Origin of the sequence: Chitinophaga jiangningensis (assembly GCF_900142605.1) — a bacterium.
GTDB classification, from domain to species: Bacteria; Bacteroidota; Bacteroidia; order Chitinophagales; family Chitinophagaceae; genus Chitinophaga; species Chitinophaga jiangningensis.
Genome location: NZ_FRBL01000017.1, coordinates 1 through 3036 on the forward strand (window position 1 = coordinate 1; position 3036 = coordinate 3036).

The 3036-nt window shown below is 47.7% G+C and carries 2 rRNA genes; both read right to left on the bottom strand.

Annotated elements, in window-relative coordinates:
• Positions 1 to 5: 5 nt before the first annotated feature.
• Positions 6 to 117 (bottom strand): 5S ribosomal RNA (gene rrf / locus BUB18_RS28805).
• 90 nt (positions 118 to 207) lie between these two features.
• Positions 208 to 3036, bottom strand: a 23S ribosomal RNA gene (locus BUB18_RS28810); the annotation flags it as partial.

Genomic DNA, 3036 nt, shown 5'->3' on the forward strand with positions numbered 1-3036 from the left:
AATAAATATGGCAGCTACCTACTCTCCCGCATTGTGGTGCAGTACCATCGGCCATAAGGGGCTTAACTTCTCTGTTCGGAATGGGAAGAGGTGAACACCCTTGGCAAAACCACCATAAGATCTTTTTGCTGTTACAGCAAACAATAAGATAACATATTGGAGTAAGTTGTATACTTAACCGTTCCCAGAGGGAACGAAGTAATAAATAAAGTTAAAGCTTACGGGCAATTAGTATTACTTGGCTGCGATGTTACCACCCTTACACCTGTAACCTATCAACGTCGTAGTCTCCGACGGCCCTTAAAAGTAAACTCATCTTGAAGCAGGTTTCACGCTTAGATGCTTTCAGCGTTTATCCTGTCCGTACATAGCTACTCTGCACTGCACCTGGCGGCACAACAGATACACCAGCGGTACGTACGACCCGGTCCTCTCGTACTAAGGTCATGTCTCCTCAATTTACTAACGATCACAACAGATAGGGACCGAACTGTCTTGCGACGTTCTGAACCCAGTTCACGTGCCACTTTAATCGGCGAACAGCCGAACCCTTGGGACCTTCTCCAGCCCCAGGATGTGACGAACCGACATCGAGGTGCCAAACCTCACCGTCGATATGAGCTCTTGGGTGAGATCAGCCTGTTATCCCCGGAGTACCTTTTATCCTTTGAGCGATGGCCCTTCCATACAGAACCACCGGATCACTTTAGCCTGCTTTCGCACCTGCTCGGCTTGTTTGCCTCACAGTCAAGCACCCTTATACTAATGCGCTCTACGTACGATTACCAACCGTACTGAGGGTACCTTTGCGAGCCTCCGTTACCTTTTAGGAGGCGACCACCCCAGTCAAACTACCCACCAAACAATGTCCCCGTTGCCGGGTTAGACTCTAAATAACAGAAGGTTGGTATTTCAACGATGACTCCACAACTCCTGGCGAAGCTGCTTCACAGTCTCCCAACTATCCTACACATCTGGCATTCAAAATCAATGTTAAGTTGTAGTGAAGGTTCACGGGGTCTTTCCGTCCCGTTGCGATTAACCGGCATCTTCACCGATACTACAATTTCACCGAGCTCGTGGTAGAGACAGTGTCCAACTCATTAGACCATTCGTGCAGGTCGGAACTTACCCGACAAGGAATTTCGCTACCTTAGGACCGTTATAGTTACGGCCGCCGTTTACTGGGGCTTCAGTCAGAAGCTTTGGCTTGCGCCGAACATCCTTCCTTAACCTTCCAGCACCGGGCAGGTATCAGGCTCTATACGTCATCTTTCGATTTTGCAGGGCCCTGTGTTTTTGTTAAACAGTTGGTTGGACCATTTTACTGAGACCGCATCGCTGCGGTACGCCTTATCCCGAAGTTACAGCGTCAATTTGCCTAGTTCCTTTACCACGGATCACTCGAGCGCCTTAGGATATTCTCCTCGACTACCTGTGTCGGTTTACGGTACGGGCTGCTATAAACGAACCTTAGAAGTTTTTCTTGGAAGTCTGATTAGGGACATTATCAGCGCTGCCGAAGCTTTGCCGTACTATCAGGTTCATCAGATCTTGCGGATTTACCTACAAAACCTATAACTACACCCTTTAACGCACTATTCCGTAAGTGCGCAGTCCTTTCACTACTCCGTTACTCCATCGAATTTATAGCAGGTAATGGAATATTCACCATTTTGCCATCAGCTACGCCTTTCGGCTTTGCCTAAGGACCCGACTAACCCTGATCCGATTAGCGTTGATCAGGAACCCTTAGTCTTACGGCGATAAGATTTTTCATCTTATTTATCGTTACTTATGCCTACATTTTCTTTTCTAAACGCTCCAGCATGTCTCGCAACACACCTTCGATGCAGTTTAGAATGCTCCCCTACCGTCTAAGCTTACGCTTAGGCCTAGAGCTTCGGTTGTATGTTTGATACCCGATTATTTTCCGTGCCCAAACCCTCGACCAGTGAGCTGTTACGCACTCTTTAAATGAATGGCTGCTTCCAAGCCAACATCCTGGCTGTTTTAGGATTTGAACCGCGTTTGATTAACTTAACATACGATTAGGGACCTTAGCTGCTAGTCTGGGTTATTTCCCTCTCGGCCATGGACCTTAGCGCCCACAGCCTCACTCCCGGAGATTATGTTATAGCATTCGGAGTTTATTAGGGTTTGGTAGGCGGTGAAGCCCCCTAGCCCAATTAGTAGCTCTACCTCTATAACACGTCTATATCCGAGGCTGTTCCTAAAAACATTTCGGGGAGAACGAGCTATCTCTCAGTTTGATTGGCCTTTCACCCCTATCCACAGGTCATCCCATAGCTTTTCAACGCTAATGAGTTCGGACCTCCAGTTAGTTTTACCTAACCTTCATCCTGCCCATGGATAGATCACAAAGTTTCGCGTCTACCCCTACTAACTAAAACGCTCTGTTAGAACTTGCTTTCGCTGCGGCTCCGGTACTGAAGACCTTAACCTCGCTAGTAAGGAGTAACTCGTAGGCTCATTATGCAAAAGGCACGCCGTCACTCTTGCGAGCTCCGACCGCTTGTAAGCGCACGGTTTCAGGAACTATTTCACTCTCCTGTTCGGAGTACTTTTCACCTTTCCCTTACGGTACTGGTTCACTATCGGTATCTAAGGAGTATTTAGCCTTATCAGATGGTACTGACAGTTTCACACAGGATTCCTCTGGTCCCGCGCTACTCAGGATACTACACGTCCATCAGAATTTGCACCTACAGGGCTATCACCTGCTACGGCCCATCTTTCCAGATGATTCAGTTTGATCTGACTTTCTAAAAGTAGTCCTACAACCCCGGGTAGAATTGCTTCGACCCGGTTTGGGCTCTTCCCTGTTCGCTCGCCACTACTTGGGGAATCATTGTTATTTTCTTTTCCTGCAGGTACTTAGATGTTTCAGTTCCCTGCGTTGGCTCTCTTTCGAGTAATACACCTTCAGTGTATTGGGTTGTCCCATTCGGAAATCTACGGATGTAACGATCGTTTGCATCTCCCCGTAGCTTATCGCAGCTTACCACGTCCTTC